Source organism: Variovorax sp. V35 (genome assembly GCF_041154465.1).
Taxonomy (GTDB): Bacteria; Pseudomonadota; Gammaproteobacteria; order Burkholderiales; family Burkholderiaceae_C; genus Variovorax; species Variovorax boronicumulans.
In genome coordinates, this window is the sequence record NZ_AP028666.1 from 7,204,578 (window position 1) to 7,226,059 (window position 21,482).

Annotated in this window: 21 protein-coding genes; 8 read left to right on the plus strand and 13 right to left on the minus strand. The window is 68.7% G+C overall.

Annotated features, from left to right (window positions below; translation table 11 throughout):
* Positions 1-32: 32 nt before the first annotated feature.
* The 9 genes from ACAM42_RS33380 to ACAM42_RS33420 all read right to left on the minus strand — a co-directional run bounded on the left by ACAM42_RS33380 (position 33) and on the right by ACAM42_RS33420 (position 8,959).
* Positions 33-1,307, minus strand: a complete 1,275-nt coding sequence (locus tag ACAM42_RS33380) for an FAD-dependent oxidoreductase (RefSeq protein ID WP_369630698.1) — start codon at positions 1,305-1,307, stop codon at positions 33-35.
* Positions 1,304-1,552: a (2Fe-2S)-binding protein gene (locus tag ACAM42_RS33385; protein ID WP_070063317.1), complete on the minus strand. Its 249-nt coding sequence runs from the start codon at positions 1,550-1,552 to the stop codon at positions 1,304-1,306. The genes ACAM42_RS33380 and ACAM42_RS33385 overlap by 4 nt, the downstream gene beginning before the upstream one ends.
* A complete protein-coding gene (locus ACAM42_RS33390; protein WP_369630699.1) occupies positions 1,549-2,652 on the minus strand; it encodes an NAD(P)/FAD-dependent oxidoreductase in 1,104 nt (367 codons plus the stop codon). The genes ACAM42_RS33385 and ACAM42_RS33390 overlap by 4 nt, the downstream gene beginning before the upstream one ends.
* An 11-nt stretch (positions 2,653-2,663) precedes the next feature.
* Complete coding sequence (locus ACAM42_RS33395; protein ID WP_369630700.1) at positions 2,664-3,599, minus strand: 4-hydroxyproline epimerase; 936 nt, start codon at positions 3,597-3,599, stop codon at positions 2,664-2,666.
* Positions 3,600-3,614: 15 nt separating this feature from the next.
* Positions 3,615-4,757 carry a branched-chain amino acid ABC transporter substrate-binding protein gene (locus ACAM42_RS33400; RefSeq protein WP_369630701.1) on the minus strand — a complete coding sequence of 381 codons (1,143 nt, stop codon included), beginning with the start codon at positions 4,755-4,757 and terminating at the stop codon, positions 3,615-3,617.
* Positions 4,758-5,206: 449 nt separating this feature from the next.
* Positions 5,207-6,181, minus strand: a complete 975-nt coding sequence (locus ACAM42_RS33405) for a tripartite tricarboxylate transporter substrate-binding protein (RefSeq protein WP_307582357.1) — start codon at positions 6,179-6,181, stop codon at positions 5,207-5,209.
* Between the two features lie 40 nt (positions 6,182-6,221).
* Positions 6,222-7,427 carry a M20 aminoacylase family protein gene (locus ACAM42_RS33410; RefSeq protein WP_369630702.1) on the minus strand — a complete coding sequence of 402 codons (1,206 nt, stop codon included), beginning with the start codon at positions 7,425-7,427 and terminating at the stop codon, positions 6,222-6,224.
* 96 nt (positions 7,428-7,523) lie between these two features.
* Complete coding sequence (locus tag ACAM42_RS33415; protein WP_369630703.1) at positions 7,524-8,378, minus strand: pirin family protein; 855 nt, start codon at positions 8,376-8,378, stop codon at positions 7,524-7,526.
* Positions 8,375-8,959, minus strand: coding sequence for an NADPH-dependent FMN reductase (locus ACAM42_RS33420; protein WP_369630704.1), 585 nt, complete (start codon positions 8,957-8,959; stop codon positions 8,375-8,377). Before ACAM42_RS33420 ends, ACAM42_RS33415 begins: the two co-directional genes overlap by 4 nt.
* A 139-nt stretch (positions 8,960-9,098) precedes the next feature.
* On the opposite strand from ACAM42_RS33420, the gene ACAM42_RS33425 reads away from it, so the two are divergent.
* The 3 genes from ACAM42_RS33425 (at position 9,099) to ACAM42_RS33435 (ending at position 12,549) form a co-directional block, all read left to right on the plus strand.
* Positions 9,099-10,043 carry a LysR family transcriptional regulator gene (locus ACAM42_RS33425; protein ID WP_369630705.1) on the plus strand — a complete coding sequence of 315 codons (945 nt, stop codon included), beginning with the start codon at positions 9,099-9,101 and terminating at the stop codon, positions 10,041-10,043.
* A gap of 116 nt (positions 10,044-10,159) precedes the next feature.
* Positions 10,160-11,965 carry a DEAD/DEAH box helicase gene (locus ACAM42_RS33430; protein WP_369630706.1) on the plus strand — a complete coding sequence of 602 codons (1,806 nt, stop codon included), beginning with the start codon at positions 10,160-10,162 and terminating at the stop codon, positions 11,963-11,965.
* 107 nt (positions 11,966-12,072) lie between these two features.
* On the plus strand, positions 12,073-12,549 hold the full coding sequence (locus ACAM42_RS33435) for a peptidylprolyl isomerase (protein ID WP_062473516.1): 477 nt from the start codon (positions 12,073-12,075) through the stop codon (positions 12,547-12,549).
* A gap of 69 nt (positions 12,550-12,618) precedes the next feature.
* Here ACAM42_RS33435 and ACAM42_RS33440 read toward each other — a convergent pair whose 3' ends face one another.
* A complete protein-coding gene (locus tag ACAM42_RS33440) occupies positions 12,619-14,193 on the minus strand; it encodes a CHAD domain-containing protein (protein WP_369630707.1) in 1,575 nt (524 codons plus the stop codon).
* 164 nt (positions 14,194-14,357) lie between these two features.
* Between ACAM42_RS33440 and ACAM42_RS33445 the strand changes: the two genes are divergently transcribed.
* Positions 14,358-14,774: a VOC family protein gene (locus tag ACAM42_RS33445; RefSeq protein WP_095747343.1), complete on the plus strand. Its 417-nt coding sequence runs from the start codon at positions 14,358-14,360 to the stop codon at positions 14,772-14,774.
* A gap of 148 nt (positions 14,775-14,922) precedes the next feature.
* The gene (locus ACAM42_RS33450; protein ID WP_369630708.1) at positions 14,923-15,996 is read left to right on the plus strand and encodes a pirin family protein; all 1,074 of its coding nucleotides are present in this window, start codon (positions 14,923-14,925) and stop codon (positions 15,994-15,996) included.
* Between the two features lie 24 nt (positions 15,997-16,020).
* Here ACAM42_RS33450 and ACAM42_RS33455 read toward each other — a convergent pair whose 3' ends face one another.
* A complete protein-coding gene (locus ACAM42_RS33455) occupies positions 16,021-16,311 on the minus strand; it encodes a YciI family protein (protein ID WP_062473524.1) in 291 nt (96 codons plus the stop codon).
* A 208-nt stretch (positions 16,312-16,519) separates the two neighbouring features.
* Between ACAM42_RS33455 and ACAM42_RS33460 the strand changes: the two genes are divergently transcribed.
* The 3 genes from ACAM42_RS33460 to ACAM42_RS33470 all read left to right on the plus strand — a co-directional run bounded on the left by ACAM42_RS33460 (position 16,520) and on the right by ACAM42_RS33470 (position 18,125).
* Positions 16,520-16,828: a putative quinol monooxygenase gene (locus ACAM42_RS33460; protein WP_369630709.1), complete on the plus strand. Its 309-nt coding sequence runs from the start codon at positions 16,520-16,522 to the stop codon at positions 16,826-16,828.
* Between the two features lie 94 nt (positions 16,829-16,922).
* On the plus strand, positions 16,923-17,513 hold the full coding sequence (locus ACAM42_RS33465; RefSeq protein WP_369630710.1) for a hypothetical protein: 591 nt from the start codon (positions 16,923-16,925) through the stop codon (positions 17,511-17,513).
* A gap of 15 nt (positions 17,514-17,528) precedes the next feature.
* A complete protein-coding gene (locus ACAM42_RS33470) occupies positions 17,529-18,125 on the plus strand; it encodes a hypothetical protein (RefSeq protein ID WP_369630711.1) in 597 nt (198 codons plus the stop codon).
* A 73-nt stretch (positions 18,126-18,198) separates the two neighbouring features.
* Here ACAM42_RS33470 and gap read toward each other — a convergent pair whose 3' ends face one another.
* Complete coding sequence (gap, locus tag ACAM42_RS33475; RefSeq protein ID WP_369630712.1) at positions 18,199-19,200, minus strand: type I glyceraldehyde-3-phosphate dehydrogenase; 1,002 nt, start codon at positions 19,198-19,200, stop codon at positions 18,199-18,201.
* 63 nt (positions 19,201-19,263) lie between these two features.
* Positions 19,264-21,369, minus strand: a complete 2,106-nt coding sequence (locus ACAM42_RS33480; protein WP_369630713.1) for a transketolase family protein — start codon at positions 21,367-21,369, stop codon at positions 19,264-19,266.
* Positions 21,370-21,482: the final 113 nt, after the last annotated feature.

The window sequence follows — 21,482 nt, forward strand, 5'->3', positions numbered from 1 at the left end:
GATGTGCTCGTGCGTGTACAGATGCGGGGCCGTCATTGTCGGGCGTCGCCGGGCGCTGCGAGCCCGGCCAGTGTCTCGATGCGCACCGGCACCAGCGGCGGGCGCGGCGCGGGCGGCGTCCAGCCGAACAGGAACTGCGCCGCGTCGCCGCACACGCGCCCCTGGCAGGCGCCCATGCCGCAGCGGCGGTGCAGCTTGGCATCGGTCCAGCCGGTGCAGGCCGAGAGCGCGGCAAAGGGGACGTCCTCGCAGCGGCACACGAGCGTGTCGGGCCAGGGCAGGGCCTTGAGGTCGTCGGCCAGCGCGAAGCGGCGGTGCAGCTGCGCGGCGAAGGCGTCCCAGCGGGCGCGTTCGCGGTCGTGCGCGCGGGCCTGGGTGGCCTCGCCGACGGCGGCGTGACCGGCGATGGCGCCCTGCACCAGCGCGCGCTCGCTGCCGCCGAAGCCGGTGCATTCGCCGGCCGCGTAGATGCCTGCGACGCTCGTGGCCTGCAACGCATCGACTGTGATGGCTTGCCCCGCCAGCGCGCAGCCGAGCAACTGGCCGAGCTGCGTGTTGGGCGTGAGGCCGAAGCCGCAGGCGATGCGGTCGCAGGCCATCTCGACCTCGCGGCTGCCCTGGCGCAGCCGCACCGATTCGACCTGCGTCGTGCCCTGCGCCGAGACCACGCGCGACGCGGTGCGGTAGTTCGCATCGGCCAGCGTGAGCGCCTGCACGGCCTTGCCGGGCCAGCGCACGAGGCTGGCGGCGAAGGCCGCGACCGAGGCGAGCGAGGCCTGCTCGGCGATGCGCAGCACCTGCGCGCCCGCTGCCTTGGCCGTGGCGGCGGCGGCCAGCAGCAAGGGCCCGCTGCCGGCGATGACGATGCGCTCGCCCTCGACCGGCAGGCCGGCCTTGATCAGCGCCTGCAGGCCGCCCGCACCCGTCACGCCGGGCAGCGTCCAGCCGGGGAAGGGCAGCAGCAGTTCGCGGGCGCCGGTGCACAGGATCAGCTTTGTCCATCGCATGCGCGTGGCGCCCTCGGCGTCTTCGAGCAGCAGTTCATGTGAAGCAGGCGCGGCGACCACCCGCGTGCCGCTGCGCACGCGCAGGTTCGCGTGGCGCGCGAGCGCCTCGCGCCACTGGCGTGCCGCCGGCGGCAGCGACGCGCCGGGGCCGTCGCGCCAGATCTGTCCGCCGGGTGCGGGGTTGTCGTCGATCACCACGACCGACGCACCGCTGGACGCCGCTGCCACAGCCGCGGCCATGCCCGCGGGACCCGCGCCGACGACCAGCACATCGCAGGTTTCGAGCGTGACGCCGCTCATGCCGTCGTCTCCACGCGCATGCCCTCGGCGCACACGGTCTGGCACGCGAGGCGTCGCCGCCCATCGATCTGCACGCGGCATTCCTGGCACACGCCCATGCCGCAGAACGGCGCGCGCGGCTGGCCCGTGACCGAGGTGCGCGCCGCGCCCATGCCGCCGGCGATGCGCAAGGCGGCGGCGACCGAACTGCCGGCCTTCACGCGCACGGGCTGGCCATCGATGTGCAGCAAGGTCTGAGCGCTCATGCCCGCTCCCGCAGCCCGCGCGGCGCATACGGCGCGGCGTCGAAGTCGGGCGCCGTGCCGGTCATCAGCGCCGCGAGCACATGCGCGCTGCCCGGCGCCGTGGTCACGCCCAGCCCTTCGTGGCCCACCGCGAGCCAGAGCTTCTCGCGCCACGGGTGCCTGCCCAGCAGCGGCAGGCCGTCGGGCGAGGCGGCACGCAGGCCGGTCCACGCGCGCACGGCGTTCAGGCCGGCGAGCCCCGGCAGGTAGTCGAGCGTGCGCTGCAGCATGCGCGCGAGCATCGGCGCCTCGACGGCCAGGTCGGTCGTGTCGAACTGGCGCGACGAGCCCACCAGCAGCTGCCCCGTGGGCCGCGGCTGCACGTTGAAGGCGACCGAGTCGCCGTCGCTGTGGTGCGCGCTGGTCACGTAGCCGAGTTCGACGAGCTGGTGGCGCACCGTGCCCGGGTAGCGGTCGGTGATGAGCAGGTGGCCCTTCTTCGGGCGGATCGGCAGCTCGGGGCACAGCGTCGTCGCCTCGATGCCGTTGGCGAGCACCACCTGCGGCGCGCTGCGGCGACTGCCGTCGGCCAGGCGCAGCGTGCCGTCGTCCTCGAGGGCCTCGACCTTCGCGTGCTCGACCTGCACCAAGGCCGCATGCTGCGCGAGCAGCCAGCGCGCCGCGTTCGGCGCATAGAGGATGCCGTCGCCCGGCACTTCGAGCGCGCCCGACAGGCCCGCGCGCAGGGCGGGCTCGGCGCGCGCCAGTTCGGCCGCGCCCAGCAGCCGGCTCTCGATGCCGAGCGCGCCCAGGCGCTGCTGCTTGCGTTCGGCCTCGGCCATTTCCTCGTCGTTCGCCGCGATCCAGAGCGTGCCGCAGGGGCTGTAGGCGCAGTCGGCGCCCAGGCGCGGCGCGAGGGCGCGCCATTGCGCGACCGAGTGGCGGCTGAGTTCGAGCTCGGCCGCGTTGTCGTCCATCACCACGAGGTGGCCCATGCCCGCGCCGGTGGCGCCACCCAGGCGCGCATCGAGCACGCACACGCGGCGCCCGGCCTGCGCCAGCGCATGGGCGCACGCCGCGCCGACGATGCCGGCGCCGATGACGATGACGTCCGCGTCCATGCGCCCCGGTGTCAGAGGCGGATGCCCCAGCCGAAGGGGTCTTCGTCGTCGATGAGCAATGTGGCCTCGGCACTGATGTGCGCGCGGCCGCGCAGCGTGGGAATGACGTGGTCGCCGTCCATCGCGTAGCTCGCCTCGAAGACGCTGCCGATCACGCTGGCCTGCCGCCACACCGCGCCCGGCGCGAGCTTGCCGTCGGCCGCGAGGCAGGCGATCTTGGCGCTGGTGCCCGTGCCGCAGGGCGAGCGGTCGTAGGCGTTGCCGGGGCACAGCACGAAGTTGCGGCTGTCGGCGCCTTCGTCGTCGTTCGCGAAGAGTTCGATGTGATCGATCTCCGCGCCGTCCGCGCCCGTGATGCCCTGCGCCGCCAGCGCCTTGCGCAAGGCGGCCGTGTAGTCGGTCAGCGCCGCGAGGTTGTCGCTCGCCACGCGCTGGCCGTGGTCGCTCACGAGGAAGAACCAGTTGCCGCCCCACGCCACGTCGCCGCGCACCGTGCCGTGGCCCGGCAGCTCGACCGCCACCTGGTGCAGGTGCCGGTACGCGGGCACGTTGCGCACGCTCACGGAGCCGTCTTCGTGCAGCGTGGTCGTGACCGTGCCCACGGGCGTCTCGATGCGGTGCTCGCCCACGCCGATGCGCCCCATGTGCGCCAGGCTCGCGACCAGCCCGATGGTGCCGTGGCCGCACATGCCCAGGTAGCCGGCGTTGTTGAAGAAGACAACACCGGCCGCCGCATCGGGCGACACCGGCTCGCACAGCAGCGCGCCGACCACGACGTCGCTGCCGCGCGGCTCGAGCACGGCGGCTGCGCGCCACTTGTCATGCTGATCGGCCAGCAGCGCGCGGCGCTCGGCCATGGAGCCCTTTCCCAGATCGGGAAAGCCGCCGATCACAAGGCGCGTGGGTTCGCCGCCCGTGTGCGAGTCGATGACCTGGATGCGTTGCATGGATGTGCGGCTCACTCAGTAACTGGCAATGGGCACGGGAGCCGCGTTCTTGAAGGTGAAGACGGTGATGGGCGCCTGCTTCATGTTGCCCTTGTCGTCGTAGGCGTAGGTGGCGGCCACGCCCTTGTAGGTGGCCTTGTAGAGCTCGGCGCCGACCTTGTCGGGGTCGATGGCGTTGGCCTTCTTCATTGACTCGCCGATGAACAGCACCTGGTCGTAGTACGAGGCGGCGTACGCGTCGGGATCGACGTTGAAGCGCTTCTTGAACTTCTCCTTGAAGGCCGGGCCGCTTTGCGCCTTCTCGAGCATGGAGCCGCCCTGCGCGCAGAACACCAGGTCGTTCACCGCGTCGCCGCCGATCTTGCCGGTGGCCGGGCTGCACACGGTGTCGCCGCCCAGCAGCTTGCCGGGCACGGCCAGCTGCTTCATCTGGCGCGCCATGGGCGCGGCCTGCGGCGCGTAGCCGCCGAAGAAGATCGCCTCGGGCGCCTTGCCCTTCATGTTGGTCAGGATGGCGGTGAAGTCGACGGCCTTGTCGGTGGTGAACTCCTGGCCCACGATGGTGAGGCCCTGCTTCTTGGCCTCCTTGGTGAACTCTTCGGCGAGGCCCTGGCCGAAGGCGGTGCGGTCGTCGATCACGCCGACCTTCTTCACCTTCAGTTCCTTGGCCGCGTACACGGCCATGGCACCGCCGATCTGGTTGTCGCTGGCAATGATGCGGTACAGGTTCTTGTAGCCGCCCTGCGTGACCTTCGGATTGGTGCCCACGGTGGACACCAGCGTGCCGCCGTCGCTGTAGATGCGCGAGGCTGGAATGGCCACGCCCGAGCAGTACGGGCCCATGACGAACTTGACGCCGTCGTCGACGAACTTCTGCGCCACGCTGACGCCGGTCTTGGCGTCGCACTGGTCGTCTTCGGAGACCAGCTCGAACTTCAGCGTCTTGCCGCCGACGCTGAGCTTCTTCGCGTTGAGCTCCTCGATGGCCAGGCGGATGCCGTTTTCATTGTCCTTGCCCGCAAAGGCGTTGGGACCCGACAGCGGACCGCTGTGGCCGATCTTGACCACCTGCTCCTGTGCCTGCGCGGGGCTGGCCACGGCCAGGGCGACCAGGCCCGCGAGACTGAGTGAGGAAACCATGCCTGCTGGTGACTTCATGCTTCTTCCTAGGGTTGAGAGAGAACAATGAAAAACGACAGGGCCCGGCTGCATGGGATGCCTGTCTCAGTTTAAATATATTAAGCACATATCTCATGGATATCTGTGGGGCAAGCGCTCTTTCGGGCTGAGGGCTTCTGTGATATCTGTGAACGAACGGGCCATTCAGGGTGCGATCACGCCGACAGGGCACCTTGCTCCGCGAATGTCCCCCGGCCTGCGGCCTCCTCCTTGATTTCGCTGCGCAAGGCACCCCATCGACGTGATCGGGTCAGTGCGGTGGTTGATCAGTGGAGAACCAGCAGCGTGCCCCGTGCCCGGGACACTGGGTGCTTCCCGCAGCGAAATCAAGGAGGAGGGGCGAAGCCCCGGGGGACATTCGCGGAGGGAAGTACCCGGTGGCCCGGGCACGCGCCCCGAACAGGAGCGCCAACCCAGGCAAGCAAAGGTCAGTCGACCTTCGCCCCCGAAGCCTTCACCACCGCCCCCATCGCATCCCAATCCGCACGCAGCAGCTTCTGGAAGGCCTCGGCACTCTGGCTGCGCGGCTCCACGCCCAGACGCTTGAAGCGTTCCTGGATCGCCGGATCGGCCAGCACCTTGTTGGCCGCCGCGTTGATGCGCTCGACCTCGGCCTTCGGCGTGCCCGCCGGTGCCAGCAGGCCAATCCACGAATCGAAGGCGTAGCCCGGCAGGCCGCTCTCGCCCACCGTCGGCAGCTTCGGCAGGAAGGGGCTGCGCGCCTGGCCCGTGGAGGCCAGCAGCTTCACGCGCGCGTCGTCCTGGAAGCCCATCACGCCGATGCTCGACGAGATCACCGCCTGCACGCGGCCCGCGAGCACCTCGTTCACGGCCTCGCCGGTCGACTTGGTCGGGATGTGCGTCATCTGCAGCCCCGCCTTCGCGAGGAACGACGCCATCGCCAGGTGCGTGGCGCTGCCGTTGCCGGCCGAGGCGTAGTTGTACTTGCCGGGGTTGGCTTTGACCTCCTTGATGAAGTCAGCCGTGTTGGACACGTTCATGCCGCTGGCCACCGCCAGCACATAGCCCGCGTTGCCCACGTTGGCCACGCCGACGAAGTCCTTCAGCGGGTCGTAGGGCAGCTTGCTGTACAGGAAGCCCGCGATGTTGTGGCTGGCCGCCGCCAGCACCAGCGTGTTGCCGTCGGCCGGCGCCTTGGCCGCCACCGCCGCGCCCACCGTGCCGCCCGCGCCCGCGCGGTTCTCGACGATGGCGCTGCCGCCGAGCGCAACGCCCAGTTCATTGTTGAAGGCGCGCGCCACCGTGTCCTGCACGGCGCCCGTGCCGAAGGGCACGATGATGTGGATCACGCGCTGCTGCGCGTGCGCGGCGCCAAGGCCGCCCAGGGCCACGGCGGCTGCAAGCGCAGCCAGCGAACGTCGGGTGAACAGGGGAAAAGTCATCGAGGTGGCCGCTTTCATCGTCAACAAAAAAAGTCGTTTTTCAGGTGCCCGACGGCAGCCAGCGCTGCACCAGCTTCACGAAATAGCTGGCACCGATCGGGATGATCTCGTCGTTGAAGTCGAACGAGGTGTTGTGGATGATGCAAGGGCCGGGCCCGTGGCCGTCGAGCCGGTGGTCGCCGTCGCCATTGCCCAGGAAGGCGTAGCAGCCGGGCCGCGCGAGCAGCATGTGCGCGAAGTCCTCGGCGCCCATCACGGCGGGGAAGTTGTCGGTGACCATGTCGTCGCCCACCACCTCGCGCATCACGCCGGCGGCAAAGCGCGCCTCGGCCGGATGGTTCACGGTCGGCGGCGAGGAGCGGTTGAAGTACACCTCGGCCGTGCAGCCATGCGCCGCCGCCACGCCGGCCGCCACTTCGCGCAGCCGCGCCTCGAGCTTGTCGATGGCCTCGATGGAAAAGGTGCGGATCGTGCCGCCGACCGTCGCCACATCGGGAATCACGTTCGGCGCATCCGAGCCCTGCAGCTGCGTGACCGCCAGCAGTGCGCGCTCGGTGCTGGGAATGGTGCGCGCCACGATGGTCTGCAGCTGCTGCGCCAGTGTGACCACCGCGGCCACCGGGTCGATGCCGGTGTGCGGCATCGAGGCGTGCGTGCCACGCCCATGCACGGTGATCTTGTAGGTGTTGCTCGACGCCATCAGCGCGCCTTCGTTGAGCGCGAAGCGGCCCACGTCGCCGACGGGAAAGTTGTGCAGCCCGAAGACCGCGTCGCACGGAAAGCGCTCGAACAGGCCCTCGTCGATCATCTTCTTGGCGCCGGCCTTGCCCATCTCCTCGGCGGGCTGGAAGATGAAATGCACGGTGCCGTCGAAATCATCGGGCCCTTGTTGCGACAGGTGCCAGGCGGCGGCCAGCAGCATCGTCGTGTGGCCGTCGTGGCCGCAGGCGTGCATGCGGCCGGGGTTCGTCGACTTGTGGGCGAACTCGTTGGCCTCGTGCAACGGCAGCGCGTCCATGTCGGCGCGCAGGCCGATGGTGCGGCTGCCCGTGCCCTTGCGCAGCACGCCGACCAGGCCTGTGCCCGCGATGCCGCGGTGCACCTCGATGCCCCATTCGGTCAGCAGGCTCGCGACCTTCTCGGAGGTGCGGTGCTCTTCGAAACCGAGTTCGGGGTGCGCGTGGATGTCGCGCCGGATGTCGATGAAACGGGTGGCGTGGGCGGCGAAGGCGTCGACGAGATTCATGGCGGGCGGCTGCGGGATCGTTCGCGAAAAACAGAAGCGAACGATTCTGGCGCAGCCGCCCGCGCGGCGCATGCTGGCTTACGCGCGGTTCGTCGCTCAGGCGAGCCGGCCTTGTGCGCGCAGTGTGGCGCCGATGCGGCGGATCTCGGCCTCGCCCCGGTCGAGCGTCGCGCGGCTCGTGTGCACCGAGTAGTGGCCCATCACCAGCTCATGCGGGTGCGGCACCGCCGAGCCGAGCACGAAGGCCGTGTCGCCCTGCGCCACGACGTCGATGGCCGCACCGGACTCTTCGAACACCGCGAGCTCACCCGTGCCGATGGGGCCGCCGGTGCCGTCGCCCGCGTCGAGCCGGCCCACGTTCACCGCCACCCAGCCCACCGTGTGGCCGGCGGGCGGCGTGTAGCGCCAGCGTTCGCCGTCCTTGAGCTGCACGGCCAGGTAGTTCATCGGCGAGGGCGCCGGAATGGGGCTCTGCGCCGCGCCGTAGCGTCCGAGCAGCACGCGCGCCGGGCCTTCCTGCGGCACCTGCGAGGGCGCGAGGTACATGCTCTGCGCGGGCGCGTTTTCTTCAGCCGCCGGCAGCGCCACCCAGAGCTGGAAGCCCTGCACGCGCGTCACGCCCGGCGCCGGTGCGCCCGTGTGCCACACGCCATTGCCGGCGCGCATCCACTCGACGCCGCCGCCGCGCAACACGCCCTGTTCGCCGGTCGTGTCCTCGTACAACGTGTCGCCTTCGATGAGCCACGTCAGCGTGGCGATGCCCGAGTGCGGGTGCAGGCCGAAGCCCTTGTGGCCGCCGTCGACATCGAAGCCGAACAGGTCGAGGAACACGAAGGGCTTGAGGTATTCGCCCAGGTCGCCCGGGCTCATGAGCCGCGTGATCGGCCCGTGCTTCGCGCCGCGCGTGCGGTAGACGATGGCGCGGGTGTCGGTGGCAACAGCGATGGTCATACAGCCTCCCTGGCGGTCTTCAGTGCGCGGGTCCACCACGCCATGTCGTCGAGCAGGCCCGTGGCCGACTGCGCCAGGTGCGGGAAGTCGTCGAAGGACTTGCCCTGCTGCCAGATGCCCAGGAACTCGACCATGCCGATGTGCACCGCATGGCGCACCGGCGCCATCTGCATCTCGACCGCGACCAGCCGCAGCTGCTCCACCGCCCGCGCCGCGCCCACGCCGCCATAGCCCACGAAGCCGATCGGCTTGCGGATGAACTCCTTGTAGGCCCAGTCGATCGCGTTCTTCAGCACCGCGCTCGGGCCGTGGTTGTACTCGGGCGTGACGATGATGAGCCCGTCGAAGGTGGCCAGCTTGGCCTGCCAGCGCTGCGCAGCCTCGTTCTTCACCGGGCCCCAGGCGGGCGCGCCGGCTTCGTTGAAAAAGGGCAGCGGGTGCTCGCGCAGGTCGACCAGCTCGAAGGCGAGGTCGGTGCGCTGCTTCGCGATCTCGTGGATCCAGTGCGCGGGCTTTTCGCCGAAGCGGCCTTCGCGGGTCGAGCCGATGACGATGCCGATGCGGGGTTGTTGTGCGCTCATGGGGTGCGTGCTCCTGAATGAAATGGGGTGGTCGAAGGCCGGAAAGGCCATGGACTGAAGGTTAGGCACGCACGCATTGATCGACTAGACGGTAGAGTCGGATTGCACTCGTCCACGAACAGAAGGAATAGGCCCCGCCATGCTCGACCTCAACGACATCGCCGTCTTCGTGCAGGTGGTGCGCCACGGCAGCTTCGCCGAGGCCGGCCGCCGGTTGGGCCTGCCGCCCAACACCGTAAGCCGGCGCATCCAGCAGCTGGAGGCGCAGCTCGGCACCCGGCTGCTGCAGCGATCGACCCGCAAGCTCACGCTCACCGGCGCCGGACAGGACTTTCACGAGCGCTGCGCCGAGGCGGTCGACGGGCTGGTCGAGGCCGGGCAGGCGCTCATCACCGGCAGCCAGGAACCCAGCGGCCGGGTGCGCGTGGCGGCCACGGCCGATTTCTTCGACTTCTTCCCCATGGCCTGGGTGGCCGATTTCCTGGCGGCGTACCCGCTGGTGCGCGTCGAGTTCGTGCTCAGCGACGCCAAGGCCGACCTGATCGTCGAGCAGATCGACATCGCCTTCCGCGGCGGCGCGCTGGCCGACTCGGGGTACGTCGCCCGCCAGCTGCTCGGCCCGCGCACCGACGGCCTCGTCGCCAGCCCCGCCTACCTGGCCGCGCGCGGCACCCCCGCCGCGCTGGGAGACCTGGCCGACCACGACTGCGTGACCCCCGCCCACCCCAGCGGCCGCACCACCTGGCGCCTGACCGGTCCCGGCGGCAAGGAAGAAGAAGTGCAGGTGGGCGGCCGCTTCAGCGGCAACACCGCGCAGGCGCTGCGCAAGGCCGCCATCGCCGGCCTGGGCATCGCGCTGCTGCCGCCGGCCATGGGGCGGCTCGACGTGGAGGCGGGGCGGCTGGTGCCGGTGCTGCCGCAGTACCAGCGCACCGGGCACGGGCTGAGCGTGGTCTACCCGAGCCGCAAGCACCTGCCGCGGGCGGTGTCGGCATTCATCGGGATGGTGACGCAGAAGCTGCGGGAGGAGGAGGCGTTGCCGGATGTGTGGCGGGCGACGCGAGTGCGCCCTCTGATTTCGTGACTTATTTTGCAGTTGAAAGGGGTTGACCCCCTTTCAGGGTAGTTCCGCGATGCGGTGCGACGCCGTCTGCTTTACAAGAGACGTTTTGAAACAATCATTTCGAAGCGGACCGAAGCTTGGCCACCCTCATCCCAGCCTTAGGCAGTTGCGTTTCCCGCATGACCTCCGGCGAGCGGCGCCTCGCGGAGCGCCTGGAACAAAAGCTCGACAGCGACTACCTGCTTTGGTACGACGTGCCCGTCGGGCCAAAACGCTCGCATCCCGATTTCGTTGTGCTGCATCCGCATCGCGGACTCTTGATTCTTGAAGTGAAGGACTGGCGGCTCGACACCATTCGCCAGGCCAGCAAGGGCAGTTGGGAAATCCTGGCGGATGGCGTTCCCAAGACCGTCATCAACCCGGCCGAGCAGGCTCGCCAGCATGCGCATCAGGTCGTCGACGCCCTCAAGCGCGACGCGCAGTTGGTCCACGCAGAAGGCAAATGGCAGGGCATGCTGACCTTTCCGTGGAGCTACGGCGTCGTCCTGACCAACATCACGCGCAAGCAGTTCGAAGCAGCCGAATTGCATCGCGCCATCGAAGCCCATCGCGTCGTGTGCTCTGACGAAATGACCGAAAGCGTCGACGCCGAAGCGCTGCAAAGCCAGTTCTGGAGCATGTTCCCAGTGCTCATGCGCGGCACGCTTTCCTTGCCGCAGATCGACCGTGTGCGATGGACGCTGTTTCCTGAGGTGAGGGTACAGAGCCAAGGCATCCTGTTCGACGACAACGACGCGGAAGCGCTGGTTCCCGACCTTCTGCGGGTGATGGACCTGCAGCAGGAGCAACTGGCTCGAAGCCTGGGGGACGGCCACCGCGTGATCCACGGGGTGGCCGGCTCGGGCAAGACCATGATCCTCGGCTATCGCGCCGAGTACCTGGCCAAGAGCGTGACCACCAAGCCGATCCTCGTGCTCTGCTACAACGAGCCGTTGGCCGTGAAACTTGCGTCGATCATGGAAGCCAAGGGCCTGAGCGACAAGGTGCATGCGCGCCACTTCCACAAATGGTGCCGGGACCAGTTGGTTGCGTACGGGCAGGTGCCGACGGAAAAAATGAGCACGTCGAAGCTCATGGAAGAAATCGTCGACCGCGTGATCCGCGGCGTGGACCGCAAGCAGATTCCCTCAGGCCAGTACCAAGCCGTGCTGATCGACGAAGGCCACGACTTCCAGCCTGAATGGCTGCGGCTTGTGACGCAGATGGTCGACCCCGGCACCAACAGCCTGTTGCTGCTGTATGACGATGCGCAGAGCATCTACGAACGGCAGCGCACCAAGCAATTCAGCTTCAAGAGCGTAGGCATCCAGGCGCAGGGCCGCACCACGGTGCTCAAGATCAACTATCGCAATACCAAGCAGATCCTGCAGACCGCGAGCCTGATCGCTTCCGATCTGTTGACCGCGGAAGACAAGGACGACGACGGCATTCCGCTGCTGCACCCCATCAGTTGCGGACGCGAAGGCCATGCGCCCTTGGTGATTCGCCTGCCCACGTTGCGTGACGAGGCGGTCAAGGTCGCTGAGTTGCTGAGCGCCGCACACCAGGAGGGGCATGCATGGGGCGACATGGCCGTGATCTGTCGCCAGTACGCGGCCATGGAGGAGTGCGCAAGCGCGCTGCGGCATCGAAAGTTGCCGCACCAGGTCCGCAAGGGGACGGGCGACTTCAAGCCTGACGCGGACACCATCAAGGTGCTCACGATGCACGCCAGCAAGGGGCTTGAGTTTCCCGTCGTTGCGGTGGTCGGAAGCGGTGCCATGCCCCGCGAGACCGACGACGAACGCGAAGAAGCCCGGCTCTTCTATGTCGCGGCAACGCGGGCGACCCAGGCACTCTTCATCACGGTCAGCGGCGACGCGGCATTCGGCAAGCGCCTTTAGGGCGCCACGCGCATCCGCCGGCATTCACGCCGTCGCCCTGGCATGGCACCTGGGGGTTCGTCCGGCCTCCCAGCGCAACGATGGGCATTCGCGTGAAAATGCCCGCCATGAAAATCGAAAAAGACACCGTCGTCACCCTCAAGTACAAAGTCGCCGACGCCCAGGGCAAGCTCATCGAAGCCAGCCCCGAGCCGATGGCCTACCTGCATGGCGGTTACGAAAACACCCTGCCCAAGATCGAGCAGGCGCTCGACGGCCAGGAAAAGGGCTACCAGACCACGCTGAACCTCGCCCCCGAAGACGCCTTCGGCCTGCGCGACGAGGCGCTGGTGCGCACCATCCCCAAGACCGAGTTCCCACCCGGCGTGAAGGTCGGCGGCCAGTTGCAGGGCCGGCTCGACGACGGCACCGAGCACGTCTTCACCGTGACCAAGATCAAGGGCCCGGTCGTGCTGCTCGACGGCAACCACCCCTGGGCCGGCAAGGCGCTGAAGTTCAGCCTGCAGGTGACGGACGTGCGCGCGGCGCTGCCGGTGGAGATCGAGCACCGGCATGTGCATGGGGCGCATGGGCACCATCACTGAGTGCCGGAGTCGGTGACGAACGCCGAAGGCCGCGTGGCCCGGCGTTTCGCTTCGCCAGCTGCTTCCTAGTTACTTCTTCCAGAACCTCGGGGCCTCGCCGATCGTCTCCAGCGCCTTGCGACACGCCGTCGCCCCCGCCGCGCGGCGCGCGCTGAACCATCCCACCGCGAACCACGCACGCGGATCGCGCGCCGCGACCTCGTGGTACAGCGCAAGTGCGACCGCCTCGTCGTTGAACTCGCCCAGTGCGTCCTGCGCGGGGCGCAGGGCTTTCAGGTAGCGCTCGGCCGCACCCTTCTTCTTTTTGCCGCCGTCCGCCTCGGCGAACAGCGGTGCCGCGAACTCCGCCAGGTAGCGCAGGCGCTTGAGCCGTTTGCGCGCGCGGTGCTGGTGTTCGGTGGCGAGCGATTCGAAGCGCCGGCCGTCGCGCACCGCCTGTTTATGCAGGCGCTGGAGCCGCTCGCGCAGCAACTGAAGGGCCGCGTCGGCGGCGAGCGGTGCCGGGCCCGTCGACTCGGGCGCGACGACGGTGAAACCGATCAGCGACACCAGCACGTCCTGGAACGCGGCGGCACGCACGATGTCGCCGGGTGTCGGTGCCGGCGCGGCAGCCGCATCGCTGGTATCGCCCGCCAGCGGATCGACCTCCGGCGCGCCCGCTTCACGCAGCCGCGGCTGCGCGAGCTTCACCACCTGTTCGCGGTCGCGCAGTTCGCCAAGCGCGCGGAAGGCGTCGACCAGCGGCAGCTCCCAGCCGGCGACGTCGAAGCGGCTCGTGTCGGCATCGAGCCCCGCCAGTTCGCGCAGCGCGGTGCGCAGGCGGCGGATGCCGATGCGCAGCTGGTGGATCTGCTCTTCATCGGTGCTGCCCGCGGCGATCTCGCTGGCGTTGGGCAGCATCTGGTCCAGGCACGACGCGACGATGGCCTGCTGGATGGCGCGGCCGCCGAGGCCATGAGTGGGGAAGCGCGGCGCTTCGGCCTTCACGGCGGGCACCGTCTCCTGCTCGGCCAGCAGGCGCATGCCGCGCTCGGCCTTCGAGACGGTGCTGAACCACAGGCCGTGCTGCTGCGACCAGCGCCGTGCGAGCGCCACGAGCCCCTGCACGTCGCCGCTCTTGAGTTCGAGCTCCAGCTCGCACACGGGCGAGGCGCGCTGCGCGGGCGTGCCCGCGTGCGCGACGACCTTGCCGACGTCGAGCGCCATCTCGACGACGGCGCCGGCCGGGCCGCTCACGCGCAGGTCGCGCGTGAGCCGCACGATGTCGGTCGACTGGCGCTCGACCAGCGGCACCGCGCCGCCGTCGGACTCTTGCAGCAGGCGGGCCAGGCGCTCGCCGACGGGCGTGCCGGCGTGGCGCGCGGGGTCGATGGCGGGCGCGGCGGCGCCGGTGCCCAGGTCGACGTTGTGCTCGAGCCGGTGCAGCGCGTTGTCGCCGGCGGCCTTGACGGTCTGCACCCAGCGCCGGCCCTCCTTGCGCAGCCGCAGCACCATGCCGTCGGCCACGAGGCGCTGGTCGGCGGTGTCGAAATAGCGGGCCTGCAGGCGCGTGCGCACGACGGCGCCGCGCCGCAATGCGGCTTCGACGGCCTTCAGGCGGCCGGCGGGAATGCAGAACTTGAACTCGATTTCCATGGTGTTCATGATGCCCGCTCTTTTTTCCCTCAACGACGTGGTGCCGGCCGATTTCCGGTGCGCCGAAAAATCATGTGGACACCGTCCATTTTCTTTGATATCTTTTGTGGACGGCGTACACAAAGACGCCGACACACACCCGATCCACCCTTCATCGACACAGGAATCCCACCATGGCCACCAAGCAGATCTTCGTGAACCTCCCCGTCCGGAACCTCGACAAGAGCAAGGCTTTCTTCGGCGCGCTGGGCTACACCTTCAACCCGCAGTTCACCGACGCGAACGCCGCCTGCATGGTCATCCACGAAGGCAGCATCCACGCGATGCTGCTGATGGAGGACTACTTCAAGACCTTCACGAACCAGGGCATCGCGGACGCCCGCAAGGAGAACGAGGTGCTGGTGTGCCTGTCGTGCGAGAGCCGGGCCGAGGTCGACGACCTGGTCGCCAAGGCGGTGGCCGCCGGCGGCACGACGCCACGCGAGCCGAAGGACTACGGCTTCATGTACGGCCACGGCTTCCAGGACCTGGACGGCCACATCTGGGAACTGGTCTACATGGACCCGAACGCCGAGATGCCCTCGCAGTGACCGCGGGGGCCGGACGATGCCCATCGTTCCATATGCGCTCTTGATCGTTGCGCGCAAGGCACCTACCGAAAGGCGGCGGCGCCCCGATATTCCTGGTTCCGGCGCGGCCCGCATGGCGGCCGTGCCTGCCTCACCAAGGAATACCGACATGTCCGACAGCAACGACAACCACAGCGCGTCTCCCATCGTCCAGGTCCAGCCGCTCGGCTTCCCGTGGCAGACGCTCGACCCCTTCCTGTTCTGCGTCTACCACGACGACGCGTACCCGAAGGGCAACGGTCGCATGGGCCCCGAGGCCTCGCTGGCCGGCCGCCAGATCGGCCAGGACTTCAGCCGCAAGGACGGCTGGAGCATGTACCACGGCGAGACGGTCCCGGGCTTTCCCTCGCACCCGCACCGCGGCTTCGAGACGGTGACCATCGTGCGCAAGGGCCTGGTCGACCACTCCGACTCGTTGGGCGCCACCGCGCGTTTCGGCGGCGGCGACGTGCAGTGGCTCACGGCCGGCAAGGGCATCGTGCATTCGGAGATGTTCCCGCTGCTGGACGCCGGCGCGCCCAATCCGCTGGAGCTGTTCCAGATCTGGCTCAACCTGCCGGCGAAAAACAAGATGGCCGAGCCGCACTTCACGATGTTCTGGTCGGAGGCGATTCCGCGCTTCGCCTCGGACGATGCGCAGGGCGGCCGCACCGAGGTAGCGGTGATCGCCGGGCGCTTCGGCGCCAATGATGCGCAGGCCCAGGCGGCCATCGACCCGCTCGCGCCGCCGCCCGATTCGTGGGCCGCGCAGGCGGGCGCCGACCTGGCGATCTGGACGCTGCGCATGACGCCCGGCGCGCGCTGGACGCTGCCGCCCGCCGCCGGCGAGGGCACGCGGCGCATGCTGTATTTCTTCAAGGGCGCCACGGCGCAGGTGGCGGGCCGGCGCATCGACGGGCCGGCGGCCATCGAGCTGCGCGCCGACGCGGCTGTGGAGCTGTGCAACGGCCCCGAGGGCGACGGCGAGTTCCTGCTGCTGCAGGGCCGCCCGATCGGCGAGCCGGTGGCGCAGTACGGCCCCTTCGTGATGAACACGCAGGCCGAGATCGCCCAGACGATGGCCGACTACCGCCGCACGCAGTTCGGCGGCTGGCCCTGGGCCGACCCGGCACCGGTGCATGGCGCCGAGGCCGCGCGCTTTGCGCGGCACCCGGACGGGCGCGAGGAACTGCCGGGGGCTTGATCTGCCGGCCCGGCCGCGCGGTTCTCAGTAGCCGCGCAGCACCTCGACGCTCAGCGCGGTCATGCTGGGGATGAACTCGATCACGTCGGTGCGCGCGACGCCGCCCTGCACGAAGGGGTCGCGCGCCAGCACCGCCTCGAGCCCCTCGCGGTCGCCCGAGCGCGCGAGGATCACGCCGCCCTTGCGCGGCACCTGGCGCCCCGAGGCCACGAACAGGCCGCTGGCGTAGTGCTTCTTGAGCCAGGTGACATGCGCATCCATCAGCGCGTCGAGTTCCTCGAGCGGACGGATGTAGGTCAGGGTGACGATGAACATGGCAAAGGCAGGTCGATGCGGAAGATGACCCGATCCTATGACCTCGCCACGACCGTGGCGGGGCGAGAGTGTGTCTCGCGGGTAACTGTCGCATGCGGCATGTGCATGCCGGCCTTGTCGCCCACCGGACCTGCGCACCGGCGTGCGATCTCGTAGATTCGGCCGTTGCATTCCTCTGTTCATGTCACTTCACCGGAGACCCTGTTCCATGATCCAAGTCGTTGCCGTCATCACCGCCAAGCCCGGCCAGCGCGCCCTGCTGCTCGAAGCCTTCAAGGCCAACCGCGCCGCCGTGCTCGCCGAAGAGGGCTGCATCGAGTACGGGGCCACGATCGACGCGCAGGGCATTCCCCCGTCCAAGGCCAGCTTCGGGCCTGACACCTTCGTGGTGATCGAGAAGTGGGCCTCGCTGCCGGCCCTGCAGGCGCACGCGGTCGCGCCGCACATGGCGGCCTTCAGCGCCCAGACCAGGGAGCTCACCGAGAGCAAGCGCATCCACGTGCTCGAGCCGATCTGACCCTGCTGCGCCGCCGCCACCTTCGCGCGCGGCGCGATGCCTGCTACCCTCGCGCCGGGGAGAAGAAGACATCTCGGACAAGGGGGTTCAAGACATGGCGATCGTCTCCAGACCGCAGGGTCTGCGCTGGCGCACCGGCGCGCTCCTGCTGGCGGCACTGGCCACGGGCTGCGCACAGCTCGGCGCACCGCCGTATGCCGCCGACTACGAGGCGCTCGACCGGCTCGAGGCCCACAACCCCGGCAAGGTCGCGGTGGCCAAGGTGCAACCCACCGCCCCCAACGACAGGATCAACACCCTGGGCCTGCGCCGCGCCAGGCTGGTGTCGCCCAGCGGCACCTTCGCCCAGTACCTCGAAGACGCGCTGATGCGCGACCTGGGCGAGATCTCGGCCTACGACCCCAAGGCGCCGACCCGCATCGCGGCGCGCATCCTCGTCAACGAGCTCGACCTGGGCGTGGTCAACGGCTCGGGCCGCATGGACGTGGAAGTCACCGTCACGCGCAACGCCGCGCAGACGCTGCGCAAGACCTACCGCGGCGAGATCGCCTTCGATTCGAGCTACGCCAACATCGTGGCCGTGCCCGCCGGGCAGGCCGCGTACCCGCGCTTGGTGCGGGCGCTGCTGCGGCAGGTGTATGCCGATCCGCAATTCGTCGCGGCCATCGCGCCGCCTGCGCAGTAAGGCCGGAGAAGCACCATGTCGTTTCTTACTTCTCCGATGCCCCGGCTGGCCGCCGCACTGGCAACCGTCGTGCTGCTGGCGGGCTGCTCCCACCCGATCACGATGATCACCGAGACCGCACCGCCGCGGTCGGCCGCCCACCTCATCCCCAAGAAGGTGGCCTACGTAATGACCGACGCGCAGCGCGACCTGCAGGTGACCACCGCCGGCGGCAGCGGCGACCGCGTGAGCTACTACCCGTACCGCGACCTCGAAAAATCGATCCGCGACGCGCTGCGCGCGGTCTACCGCAACGTGGTCGTGCTGCGCACCGCCGGCGATGCCAAGGCCAACGAGGCAGCGGGCGTGTCGCTGGTGTTCACGCCGCAGATCAAGACCGATTCGAGCTCGTCCTCATGGATCACCTGGCCGCCCACCGCCTTCACGGCCGAGGTGGCCTGCGTGGTGACCGACACCGCGGGCGCCGAAGTCACACGCGTGCGCGCGGTCGGCAACGGCACGGCGGAGTTCGGCGAGTTCAACGGCGACTACGGCCTGGCCGCACGGCGCGCGGCCACGCGGATGACGGCACAGCTCAGCAGCGAGATACGGCGCAACGAGAAGCTGCGCTGAACGGCCTCGATCGTTCTCATTGCCCAATAAAAAACGCGCCCGAGGGCGCGTTTTTCGTGGGAGCCGCGAAGTCTTACTTCGACACGACCTTCACCATCTCCAGGCACTTGTTCGAGTAGCCCCATTCGTTGTCGTACCAGCTCACGAGCTTCACGAAGGTGCCGTCCAGCGCAATGCCGGCTTCGGCGTCGAAGATCGAGGTGCGCGGGTCGCCGCGGAAGTCGGTGGCGACGACCTTGTCTTCGGTGTAGCCCAGCACGCCCTTCAGTGCGCCTTCGCTCTGTGCCTTCATTTCGGCGCAGATCTCGGCGTAGGTGGCGTCCTTGACGAGTTCGACGGTCAGGTCGACCACCGACACGTCGGAGGTCGGCACGCGGAAGCTCATGCCCGTGAGCTTCTTGTTCAGCTCGGGGATCACCACGCCCACGGCCTTGGCAGCGCCGGTGCTCGAGGGAATGATGTTTTCCAGGATGCCGCGGCCGCCGCGCCAGTCCTTGTTGCTCGGGCCGTCCACGGTCTTTTGCGTGGCGGTGGCGGCGTGCACGGTGGTCATCAGGCCGCGCTTGATGCCCCACTTGTCGTTCAGCACCTTGGCCAGCGGGGCCAGGCAGTTGGTGGTGCAGCTGGCGTTGCTGATGATGGCTTCGCCGGCGTACTTCTTGTCGTTCACGCCGTAGACGAACATGGGGGTGTCGTCCTTCGAGGGGGCCGACAGGATCACCTTCTTGGCGCCTGCGTCGATGTGCTTCTGCGCGGTTTCCTTCGTGAGGAAGAGGCCGGTCGACTCGAGCACGATGTCGGCGCCGACTTCGTTCCACTTGAGCTGCGACGGGTCGCGCTCTTGCGTCAGGCGGATCTTCTTGCCGTTGACGATCAGCGTGTTGCCTTCGACCGTGACTTCACCCTTGAAGCGGCCATGCACCGAGTCGTACTGGAGCATGTAGGCCAAGTAGTCGGGCTCGAGCAAGTCGTTGATGGCAACGATTTCGATGTCGTTCTTGAAGTTCTGCACGGCTGCGCGCAGCACGTTGCGACCGATGCGGCCGAAGCCGTTGATACCGAGTTTGATAGCCATCTGACTTGCTCCTAAGGTTGAAAAACTTTTGATCGGACGGGAAGAGGACGAACCGCGCGACGCTCAGTCGCGCAGGGCCGCTTCCACGGTGGCGGCCACGTTCTCCGCCGTGAAACCGAAGTGCTTGAACAGCACGGGCGCGGGGGCCGACTCGCCGTAGCTGTCGATGCCGACCACGGCCGCGCAGCCGTACTTCCACCAGCCGTCGGTGCAGCCCATTTCGACCGCGACGCGCGGGATCTTCTTGGGCAGCACGGCCTTCTTGTAGGCCAGGTCCTGGCGGTCGAAGGTGGTGGTCGAGGGTATCGACACCACGCGCACGGCGATCTTCTTGTCGGCCAGCAGCTTCTGGGCGGCCAGCGCGAGCTGCACTTCAGAGCCGGTGGCGATGATGACCGCCGCCGTCTTCTTGTTCTTGAGGCCGACGTTCTCGGGCTCGGACAGCACGTAGGCGCCGCGGCTGATGTCGCCCAGGTCGCTCTTGGCGGCGTAGGCGATGTTCTGGCGGCTCAGCAGCAGGGCGGTCGGGCGCGTGGCGTTCTGCAGTGCGACAGCCCAGGCCACGGCCGTTTCGGCCGTGTCGCCCGGACGCCAGACGTCCAGGTTCGGGATGAGGCGCAGCGAGGCGGCGTGCTCGATCGACTGGTGCGTCGGGCCGTCTTCACCCAGGCCGATGGAGTCGTGCGTGAACACGTGCACCACGCGGCGCTTCATGAGCGCGGCCATGCGGATGGCGTTGCGGCTGTAGTCGCTGAAGGTGAGGAAGGTGCCGCCGTAGGGGATGTAGCCGCCGTGCAGCGCCACGCCGTTCATGATGGCGGCCATGCCGAATTCGCGCACGCCGTAGTTGATGTGGCGGCCGATCTCGCCGTGCGGCGGCTCGACGGCATCACCTTGTGCGGCTTCGTCTTCGCCGCCCTGGGGCACCACCGGTGCAGGGGGCGCGTTCAGCACGACGGCGCCGGTCTTGGCGTCGAAGCGCAGCGCGGCGGTGCTCTTGGTGTTGGTGAGGTTGGAGCCCGTGAGGTCGGCGCTGCCGCCGAGCATTTCGGGCAGCGCGGCCGTGAAGGCCTCGAGCGCGAGCTGGCTGGCCTTGCGGCTGGCCACGGTTTCGCCCTTGGTGTGGGCGGCGACCACGGTGTCGAACGCGACCTGGTGGAAGTTCTTGGGCAGCTCGCCCTTCATGCGGCGCGTGAACTCGGCGGCGAGTTCGGGGTACGCGGCCGTGTAGGCGGCGAAGGTGTCGTTCCAGGCGGCTTCGGTCTTGGCGCCTTCGGCCTTGTGGTCCCAGTCGGCGTATACCTCGGCCGGGATTTCGAAGGCGGGGTAGGGCCAGCCGATGGCTTCGCGCGTGAGCTTGATTTCTTCGGCGCCCAGCGCCTCGCCGTGCGCCTTGGCGGTGCCGGCGCGGTTCGGGCTGCCCTTGCCGATGGTGGTCTTGCAGACGATCAGCGTGGGCTTGGTGGCTTCCTTCTTGGCCTTGGCGATGGCCTTGGCCACTTCCTTGGCGTCGTTGCCGTCGATCGGGCCGACGACGTTCCAGCCGTAGCCCTTGAAGCGCTCTTCGGTGTTGTCGATGAACCAGGGCTTGACCTGGCCGTCGATGCTGATGCCGTTGTCGTCGTACAGGGCGATCAGCTTGTTCAGGTGCCAGGCGCCGGCGAGGGCGCAGGCTTCGTGGCTGATGCCTTCCATCATGCAACCGTCGCCCAGGAAGGCGTAGGTGTGGTGGTCGACGATGGCCAGGTCCTTGCGGTTGAACTCGGCGGCCAGCAGCTTCTCGGCCAGCGCGAAGCCCACGGCATTGGTGATGCCCTGGCCCAGCGGGCCGGTGGTGGTCTCGACGCCGGGGGTGACGTCGACTTCGGGGTGGCCGGCGGTCTTGCTGTGCAGCTGGCGGAAGTTCTTGATCTCGGCCAGGGGCAGGTCGTAGCCCGTGAGGTGCAGCACCGCGTAGATCAGCATCGAGGCGTGGCCGTTGGACAGCACGAAGCGGTCGCGGTCGAACCAGTGCGGGTTGGCGGGGTTGTAGCGCAGGTGCTCGCCCCACAGGGCGACGGCCATGTCGGCCATGCCCATCGGTGCGCCCGGATGTCCGGAATTGGCTTGTTGAACGGCATCCATTGCCAGCGCGCGGATCGCGTTGGCCATCAGGGCTTGGTTTGCCATGGGCAGTGGGCTTTCGGGGGAAAAGGGTGGGTGGGGGATACGGGAGAACCCGAGATTTTACCGGGCGAGCCGCGCCCGGCCTCGATACAGGGCCAACACCCCGCTGATGCTCT

Bases quoted from the DNA above. Each gene is read 5' to 3' on its own strand.
- ACAM42_RS33390 (WP_369630699.1), bottom strand. From the start codon at position 2,652: ATGGACGCGGACGTCATCGTCATCGGCGCCGGCATCGTCGGCGCGGCG.
- ACAM42_RS33415 (WP_369630703.1), bottom strand. From the start codon at position 8,378: ATGACCATCGCTGTTGCCACCGACACCCGCGCCATCGTCTACCGCACG.
- gap (WP_369630712.1), bottom strand. From the start codon at position 19,200: ATGGCTATCAAACTCGGTATCAACGGCTTCGGCCGCATCGGTCGCAAC.
- ACAM42_RS33425 (WP_369630705.1), top strand. From the start codon at position 9,099: ATGCTCGACCTCAACGACATCGCCGTCTTCGTGCAGGTGGTGCGCCAC.
- ACAM42_RS33450 (WP_369630708.1), top strand. From the start codon at position 14,923: ATGTCCGACAGCAACGACAACCACAGCGCGTCTCCCATCGTCCAGGTC.
- ACAM42_RS33420 (WP_369630704.1), bottom strand. From the start codon at position 8,959: ATGAGCGCACAACAACCCCGCATCGGCATCGTCATCGGCTCGACCCGC.
- ACAM42_RS33395 (WP_369630700.1), bottom strand. From the start codon at position 3,599: ATGCAACGCATCCAGGTCATCGACTCGCACACGGGCGGCGAACCCACG.
- ACAM42_RS33400 (WP_369630701.1), bottom strand. From the start codon at position 4,757: ATGAAGTCACCAGCAGGCATGGTTTCCTCACTCAGTCTCGCGGGCCTG.
- ACAM42_RS33445 (WP_095747343.1), top strand. From the start codon at position 14,358: ATGGCCACCAAGCAGATCTTCGTGAACCTCCCCGTCCGGAACCTCGAC.
- ACAM42_RS33410 (WP_369630702.1), bottom strand. From the start codon at position 7,427: ATGAATCTCGTCGACGCCTTCGCCGCCCACGCCACCCGTTTCATCGAC.
- ACAM42_RS33470 (WP_369630711.1), top strand. From the start codon at position 17,529: ATGTCGTTTCTTACTTCTCCGATGCCCCGGCTGGCCGCCGCACTGGCA.
- ACAM42_RS33405 (WP_307582357.1), bottom strand. From the start codon at position 6,181: ATGACTTTTCCCCTGTTCACCCGACGTTCGCTGGCTGCGCTTGCAGCC.
- ACAM42_RS33440 (WP_369630707.1), bottom strand. From the start codon at position 14,193: ATGAACACCATGGAAATCGAGTTCAAGTTCTGCATTCCCGCCGGCCGC.
- ACAM42_RS33455 (WP_062473524.1), bottom strand. From the start codon at position 16,311: ATGTTCATCGTCACCCTGACCTACATCCGTCCGCTCGAGGAACTCGAC.
- ACAM42_RS33385 (WP_070063317.1), bottom strand. From the start codon at position 1,552: ATGAGCGCTCAGACCTTGCTGCACATCGATGGCCAGCCCGTGCGCGTG.
- ACAM42_RS33380 (WP_369630698.1), bottom strand. From the start codon at position 1,307: ATGAGCGGCGTCACGCTCGAAACCTGCGATGTGCTGGTCGTCGGCGCG.
- ACAM42_RS33460 (WP_369630709.1), top strand. From the start codon at position 16,520: ATGATCCAAGTCGTTGCCGTCATCACCGCCAAGCCCGGCCAGCGCGCC.
- ACAM42_RS33435 (WP_062473516.1), top strand. From the start codon at position 12,073: ATGAAAATCGAAAAAGACACCGTCGTCACCCTCAAGTACAAAGTCGCC.
- ACAM42_RS33465 (WP_369630710.1), top strand. From the start codon at position 16,923: ATGGCGATCGTCTCCAGACCGCAGGGTCTGCGCTGGCGCACCGGCGCG.
- ACAM42_RS33480 (WP_369630713.1), bottom strand. From the start codon at position 21,369: ATGGCAAACCAAGCCCTGATGGCCAACGCGATCCGCGCGCTGGCAATG.